5 protein-coding genes and 1 pseudogene are annotated in these 6,960 nt (G+C 66.8%); 4 read left to right on the forward strand and 2 right to left on the reverse strand.

What is annotated here, in order from left to right; all coding sequences use genetic code 11:
- Positions 1–98 precede the first annotated feature (98 nt).
- Complete coding sequence (gene leuS / locus QZV81_RS02585) at positions 99–2,693, reverse strand: leucine--tRNA ligase (RefSeq protein ID WP_292832027.1); 2,595 nt, start codon at positions 2,691–2,693, stop codon at positions 99–101.
- Positions 2,694–2,761: 68 nt separating this feature from the next.
- Positions 2,762–4,051 carry an anthranilate synthase component I family protein gene (locus tag QZV81_RS02590; protein WP_292832030.1) on the reverse strand — a complete coding sequence of 430 codons (1,290 nt, stop codon included), beginning with the start codon at positions 4,049–4,051 and terminating at the stop codon, positions 2,762–2,764.
- Between the two features lie 30 nt (positions 4,052–4,081).
- On the opposite strand from QZV81_RS02590, the gene QZV81_RS02595 reads away from it, so the two are divergent.
- The 4 genes and pseudogenes from QZV81_RS02595 to QZV81_RS02610 all read left to right on the forward strand — a co-directional run.
- On the forward strand, positions 4,082–4,765 hold the full coding sequence (locus QZV81_RS02595) for a VTT domain-containing protein (protein ID WP_292832033.1): 684 nt from the start codon (positions 4,082–4,084) through the stop codon (positions 4,763–4,765).
- Between the two features lie 4 nt (positions 4,766–4,769).
- Positions 4,770–5,798 carry a phosphatase domain-containing protein gene (locus QZV81_RS02600; RefSeq protein ID WP_292832036.1) on the forward strand — a complete coding sequence of 343 codons (1,029 nt, stop codon included), beginning with the start codon at positions 4,770–4,772 and terminating at the stop codon, positions 5,796–5,798.
- Between the two features lie 415 nt (positions 5,799–6,213).
- Positions 6,214–6,702 carry an SOS response-associated peptidase family protein gene (locus tag QZV81_RS02605; RefSeq protein ID WP_292832039.1) on the forward strand — a complete coding sequence of 163 codons (489 nt, stop codon included), beginning with the start codon at positions 6,214–6,216 and terminating at the stop codon, positions 6,700–6,702.
- 48 nt (positions 6,703–6,750) lie between these two features.
- Positions 6,751–6,960: pseudogene (locus QZV81_RS02610) on the forward strand (site-specific integrase); the annotation flags it as partial.

A 6,960-nucleotide genomic window follows, 5' to 3' on the forward strand; every position in this document is an offset into this window, starting at 1 on the left:
GTGGCTCAGTCCGGGAAGCGATCCGTGGATCGATGCCGAAACTCCCGCGCTGTGGAGGAGACTCCGGCATCCCACCAGGCGTCGCAACGCGCGCCGGTCTAGACCGTCGTGAAGCTGACGACCTTCGGCGCACGAACGACGGCCCGGGTGATCTCGCGCCCCGCGAGCGAGCGCAGCACCCTCTCATCGGACCGGGCAAGGGCTTCGAGCTCGTCGGCCGAGATCCGCGCCGACACGGTCAGCGTGCCGCGGACCTTCCCATCGACCTGCACGACCGCCGTGAGCGACTCCTCCACGAGGAGCATCGGGTCGGCCTGGCGCCACGGCACAAGACCGACGAACGGCTCATAGCCGAGGATCTCCCACATCTCCTCCGCCATGTGCGGAGCGAACAGATCGAGGATCATGGCCGTCGCCTCAGCCGCTTCGCGAACGGCGGGATCGGCCGGCCCGGCGCCCGAGTCGATCACTTTGCGGGTGGCATTGACCAGTTCCATCAGCCGCGCGACCACGACGTTGAACTTCGTCTGCTCGATGAGTCCCGGGGCATCCGCCCAGAGTCGGTGCGTCACACGCCTCAGCGCCGCGTCGCCCTCCGCCCAGACGACCTCCGGATCGCTCGCGACGTCTTTGGCGACGCGCCAGGCGCGTGCCAGGAACTTCTGCGCTCCCGTCGTGGAGACGTCTTCCCAATTGATGTCGTCTTCTACCGGACCGGCGAACGCGATCGCGACACGCACGGCGTCGGCACCCGGCTCGATCATGCTGGAGGCGAATTCGACGAGGTTGCCCTTGCTCTTGGACATCTTCGACCCGTCGAGCAGCACCATCCCCTGATTGATCAGGCTCGAGAACGGCTCGGTGAAGTCAATGAGCCCCATGTCGAAGAGGACCTTGGTGATGAAGCGCGCGTACAGCAGGTGGAGGATGGCGTGTTCCACGCCGCCGATATATGAGTCCACGGGCGCCCAGCGCGCGGCCTGCGCGGGCGGGAACGCCTCGGAGCTGTCGTGAGGAGCCAGGAAGCGCAGGAAATACCACGAGCTGTCGACGAAGGTGTCCATCGTGTCCGGATCCCGAAGCGCCGGTTCGCCGGTTTCAGGATCGATCGTCTGCATCCACTCGGTCGCGCCTCCGAGCGGCGATGTCCCCTTGGGGGCGAGGTCGAGGCCCCGCGCGTCCGGGAGCACCAGAGGAAGCTGATCCTCGGGCACCGGGAGGGTGCGTCCGTCGGCCGTGTGGATCATCGGGATCGGCGTGCCCCAGAACCGCTGTCGTGAGATCAGCCAGTCGCGCAGGCGGTACGACTTGGACGCGCGTCCGGTGCCGCGAGCCGTCAGCTCTTCGATGACACGGGCGATTGCGTGCCGCTTGCTCAGCCCGTTGAGCGAACCGGAGTTGATCAGCCGCCCATCGTCGGTGAGGGCCATGCCTGTGGATGCCGGGTCTAGCTCGGCAAGCGTCGGCTCGTCGTCGAACGGGTCGATCGGCACGCCCTCCTCGTCGAGCTCGATCACCGAGAGCGCGCCGGTGACCGGCGCCGTCGTGTCGACGACGACCTTCACGGGGAGACCGAACGCGCGCGCGAAGTCGAGGTCACGCTGATCGTGCGCGGGCACCGCCATGACGGCACCGTGGCCGTAGTCGGCGAGCACGTAGTCGGCCGCCCAGATCGGCAGTCGCTCGCCGTTGATCGGGTTCACGGCGAAGCGGTCGAGGAACACACCGGTCTTCGGGCGATCGGTGGCCTGGCGCTCGATCTCACTGGCCTTACCGACACGATCGAGATAGGCCTGGAAGGCCGCCTGGACCTCGGGACTGGAGCCGGCGGCGAGCTCCGCGGCGAGATCGGAATCGGGAGCGACGACCATGAACGTCGCGCCGTACAGCGTGTCGGGGCGCGTCGAGAAGACGCTGATCTTCTCCGCGCGGCCTTCGATCTCGAAGTCGATGTCGGCGCCGACGGAGCGCCCGATCCAGTTGCGCTGCATGCGGATGACCTTGGACGGCCAGAAGCCCTCGAGCTGGTTCAGGTCATCGAGCAGCCGGTCGGCATAGTCGGTGATCTTGAAGTACCACTGCGTCAGCTTCTTCTTGACGACCTCGGCGCCGCAGCGCTCGCAGTGTCCGTCCACCACCTGCTCATTCGCGAGCACGGTCTGATCGTTCGGGCACCAGTTGACCGGGCTTTCCTTTCGATAGGCGAGGTCGCGCTCGTACAGCCGCTGAAACAGCCACTGGTTCCAGCGGTAGTACTCCGGGTCGCTGGTGTGCAGCACACGACTCCAGTCATACGAGGACCCGAACTCGCGAAAGCTCTTCTTGTGCTGGTCGATGTTGCGATACGTCCACTCGCGCGGGTCCGACCCAGCACCGCCCTTGATCGCGGCGTTCTCAGCGGGCAGACCGAAGCTGTCCCAGCCGATGGGGTTCAGGACGTTATAGCCACGGTGCCGCCAGAAGCGCGCGACGACATCGACGTAGGCGTAGTTCTCGGCGTGGCCCATGTGAAGGTCGCCGGACGGGTAGGGGAACATGCCCAGGACGTACTTGCGCGGGCGGGTGTCGTCTTCACCACCGGCGCGGAACGGATCGGCATCGTTCCACAGCCGCTGCCACTTCGCCTGGATCGCGGACGGATCGAAGCTGCTGCCCTCGGCAGTCTCGCCGGCAGGGGGGAACGTTGTGGACACAAAAGCACCAATCGTGGAAGTCGGGGGGACGCGCGGACGCGTCTTCTCAGGTTACCGGACGCGTCGTCTCACCAGCCGGGGGGGAGAGCCGCTCCGAGCGCGGCCAGCGGCGCACGCGCTTTGACGGCGACTTCGGCGACTTCGGCCGCGGCATCCGAGAGCCACGTGATCCCCCCGCCGGCCCCGACATAGGCGCCGCCCGGGTGAAAGACGATGGAGCGGATCACCATCGCCAGGTCGGCGCTGCCGTCAGCACCGACCCAGCCGAAGCACCCCGCGTACACCCCACGCGGACCCCGCTCGAACCGGTGCAGGATCGTCATCGCGGACAGCTTCGGCGCCCCGGTCATGCTTCCCGCGGGGAACGCGGCATCCACCACATCACCGATGGTCGTGCCCGGCATGAGGCGCCCGGAAATCGTCGAGACCAACTGGTGCACCGACGGATACGATTCGATCGCGAGAAGACTCTCGGCGGCGACGGTGCCCGGTACGCAGACGCGCTGCAGATCATTGCGCATGAGATCGACGATCATGACATTCTCGGCACGCTCCTTCTCGCTCGAGACGAGTTCCGCCGCCGCCGCGCGATCCGTTTCGGCGTCATGGCCGCGCGGCCGGGTGCCTTTGATGGGGTGCGTGCGGACCGTTCCGCCTCCGAGGTGCAGGAACTGCTCGGGGCTGGCGCTCGCGAGCGCCCATGCGCCGCTGCGGATGAATCCGCCGTGGTGCGACGGCTGTGCGCGGCGCAGGTGCAGATAGGACGCAACGGGGTCGAGCGCGGATGCCGTGATCTCGAATCGCGTCGTCAGGCACAGCTGATAGGCGTCACCGGCGCGGATCGCCGAGCGGCAATCCTCGATCAGCGCGGCATAGCGCTCGGGGCTGTCGCGCGCGATGACCTCGCCGGCCGGCGGAAGCGGAAAGGGCGGGCTCCCGAGGCCCACTTCCCGCCAGCCGTCCACCTCAGCCGCGAACGATGCGAGTTCGTCTTCGGGTGCGTACAGCCACAGCGCCCGCGCAGCGTGGTCGACCGCAACGAATCGCTCGACGTGCAGCCAGACTGCCGACGGCTCACTCCTCGCGACGGGTGCTCCCGCCGCAGCCGCGCCCGCCTCATAGCTGAGCCAGCCGACCCATCCGCCGGGAAACGGACCCACATCTGCCGCCGGCGCGCCACACTCGATCCGCGAGAAATCGGGCTCGGCCGGTACCCCCAGACCCAGCCAACTCCAGCCAGACGGCGCGGCCGACCCGGCATCCAGCCAGAAACCGTGCGGCGCACGCGCGGGCCCGCCGAGGAACAGGAGCTCGGGGTCGATCCAGGTCTCCAGACGACGGGTCGAAAGAGGTGGCACACGTTCAGGCTAGACGCATACTCTGGGCCCGTGAACGAGTTCCTCACGTGGCTGCTGGATGCGGTGCAGAGCGTGGATCCGGTCGTCCGTACCGCGCTGGCCGGAGCGGCGATCGTGCTCGAGACCAGCGTGCTGATCGGGCTGATCGTGCCCGGCGACACCATCGTCATCGTTGCCGCGACCGCCGTGGGCTCCGTCGCTGAGGCGGTGATCCTCATCGGCGTGGTGGTGGTAGGCGCGCTGATCGGCGAGAGCATCGGCTTCGGCCTGGGACGATGGCTCGGTCCGCGCGTGCGCTTCTCACGACTCGGTGCGCTTATCGGCGAACACAACTGGACCCGGGCGGAGCTCTACCTGCGCCGTCGCGGCGGCCCCGCTATCTTCCTCTCCCGCTTTCTTCCGGTGCTCCACTCGCTCGTCCCACTCACGGTCGGAATGAGCGGATTCGCCTACCGCCGCTTCCTCGCCTGGACGGCCCCTGCCTGCGTCGTATGGGCCATCGCGTATGTCTCGGTCGCCGCTGCCGCGGCCGGCACGTATCGAGAGCTCGCCGACCAGCTGCACGTCGCGGGCTACCTCTTCGTGGGTGTCCTCGTGCTCTTCCTACTGGTCGCCTATCTGATCAGGCGGGTCATCGTCGCTCGCGAAACACGCCACATGACCGCCGATGGCGACCACCGCGGACCGCTCGACACGGGTCGCGTGGGACGATAGACCGATGGCCTCCTCGCGCACGCCCCGCACGAAGGTGCTGTGGTTGGCGCGCTTCGAGTACCGCTTCCACGCGTGGCGCGAACGTCGTGCGCGTGGCCGGGGTCATCACCCGACGGTGTCCACCTCCCCCGGATACGGCAGTCAGGAGTGGGTGCGTGTGCTCGGCCGGGTGCTCATCGTTCCCCCGACACGCCAGGGCGCCGAGCACGCGAGCGTTCGGGGATGGCGGAGCTACGCGGCCGTCCCGATCGGCTACGCACAGGTCACGGTGACGATCGACGGTGCGACTCACGAGGTCGTCACTGACCGCGGCGGGGTCATCGACACCGTCCTGCCCGCTCGTCTTGCGCCGGGATGGCAGACCGTCACGATGTCGGTGGAGCGGTGTGACCCGGTCGAAACGCAGGTGTTCATCGTCGCGGACGACGTCGGCTTCGGCGTGATCTGCGATGTCGACGACACCGTCATGGTCACCGCCCTCCCCCGGCCCTTCCTCGCGGCATGGAATTCCTTCGTCGTCGACGAGCATGCCCGGCAGCCCGTTCCCGGAATGGCGGTTCTCCTGCAGCGTCTCACCCCCGATCACGGGCGCGCCCCCATGATCTACCTCTCCACCGGCGCATGGAATGCGGCACCGACGCTCCAACGCTTTCTCCAGCGTCACCTGTTCCCCACCGGTTCACTTCTGCTCACGGATTGGGGACCGACCCACGATCGCTGGTTCCGCAGCGGGCGCTCCCACAAGCAGGAGAACCTCCGGCGCCTCGCGCGGGAGTTTCCCCGCATCCAGTGGATGCTCATCGGCGACGACGGGCAGCACGACGATGCGCTCTACACCGAATTCACGAGCGAGTTCCCCGATCATGTGACGGCCGTCGGCATCCGCCGCCTCTCCCCGGCCGAGGCTGTCTTGGCGGGCGGTCGCACGGCGGTGAACGACCATTCTGCGGCGAACGTGCCATGGGTTTCGGGCGAGGACGGTGCGGCACTGTTGGAGCGCCTGACCGAAGTCGGCATCATCGCGGCCGACTGACGGCGGCAGTCGGAACCCGACGACCAGATCGCGTCGCTGGCTCTCGACATGCTCCCGTATCAACTCGCACGCGACCTGGGCCGCCGGGCGGTGCGCCGCGGCGGCCTCGGCCGCGAAGTCGTCACGCAATCCCTCATCGGGCCACAGCGGCGTCTACGCTGAGGCGCATGTGCGCGAGTTACGGGCTGGACCCTCGACCAGGCATTGATCGGGATAGGTTATTCCGATTCGACGTGAGGAGCCTCTGATCTGCGCGAGTTATGGGCTGGACCCGCGGTTTGACGATCGCGAATATCGGGATGCCGTCGATGCGTCAGTGCTTGAGGGGCTTCGCTCGTGGGCTTCTCAGAATGACGGCGAGATCCTGCGCCCTACCGGGAAGAATCTGCGCAATCTGAACCCTATCGTCACGGACTTGACCAGTCTGGAACTGGCCTGGTGGGGGTACCTCGTCAATGGTGCACCGGCGAGTTTCGCGTCGATCAACACCCGATCCGAGCGACTCGCCCACACGACGGGCACTCTCCCCGGTCGCGCAATCGTGCCTGTCTCGTACTGGCGCGAGATGGCTAAGCCGTCCCGCGTCTGGTATCGCTTCACCGCTCCGGAGAACAGATTATTGGGTCTCGCCGCGGTGACGCGCCCTGGTCGTGCTGCCGATGGGACGGTCTACACCTGTTACAGCATCGTGATGCAGCCGGCCTCCGATCACTTGGAGCACATCCACGATCGGATGCCGCTGCTGATCAACCCCGGTTTTGCCGAAGAGTGGCTCACGAGGCCGGACCCAGGAGGGGAACTGTTTGAAGCGGCGGTCTCGGCGTCGGCGCCTGTAAACGCGATCATCCATGTCGACCCGGAAGGCGCCGATACGCCGCCATCGGATCCGGGGCGACTCTTCTAGCTTGAGTCCTTAGTTGCATCAATGCTACTTCTAATGCAACATGGTTGAGTGCCGGATTCCTCATTTTCGCCGATCCCCTTTCAGCTGCGAAACAACGTCTTTCCTCTGCACGAAGAGAAGTTCGTCTTCGACTCGATGCTGGACGGATGGGCCGAGCAGCAATCGAGTCGCGGGCTGGAGGCGCGGACGATCGAAGTGAGGGTGAAGCTGGTGCGTCGATTCCAGGGATTCGCGGACACTTACCCATGGGACTGGACC

Origin of the sequence: Microbacterium sp. (assembly GCF_011620665.1) — a bacterium.
In the GTDB taxonomy this organism is placed as follows: Bacteria; Actinomycetota; Actinomycetes; order Actinomycetales; family Microbacteriaceae; genus Microbacterium.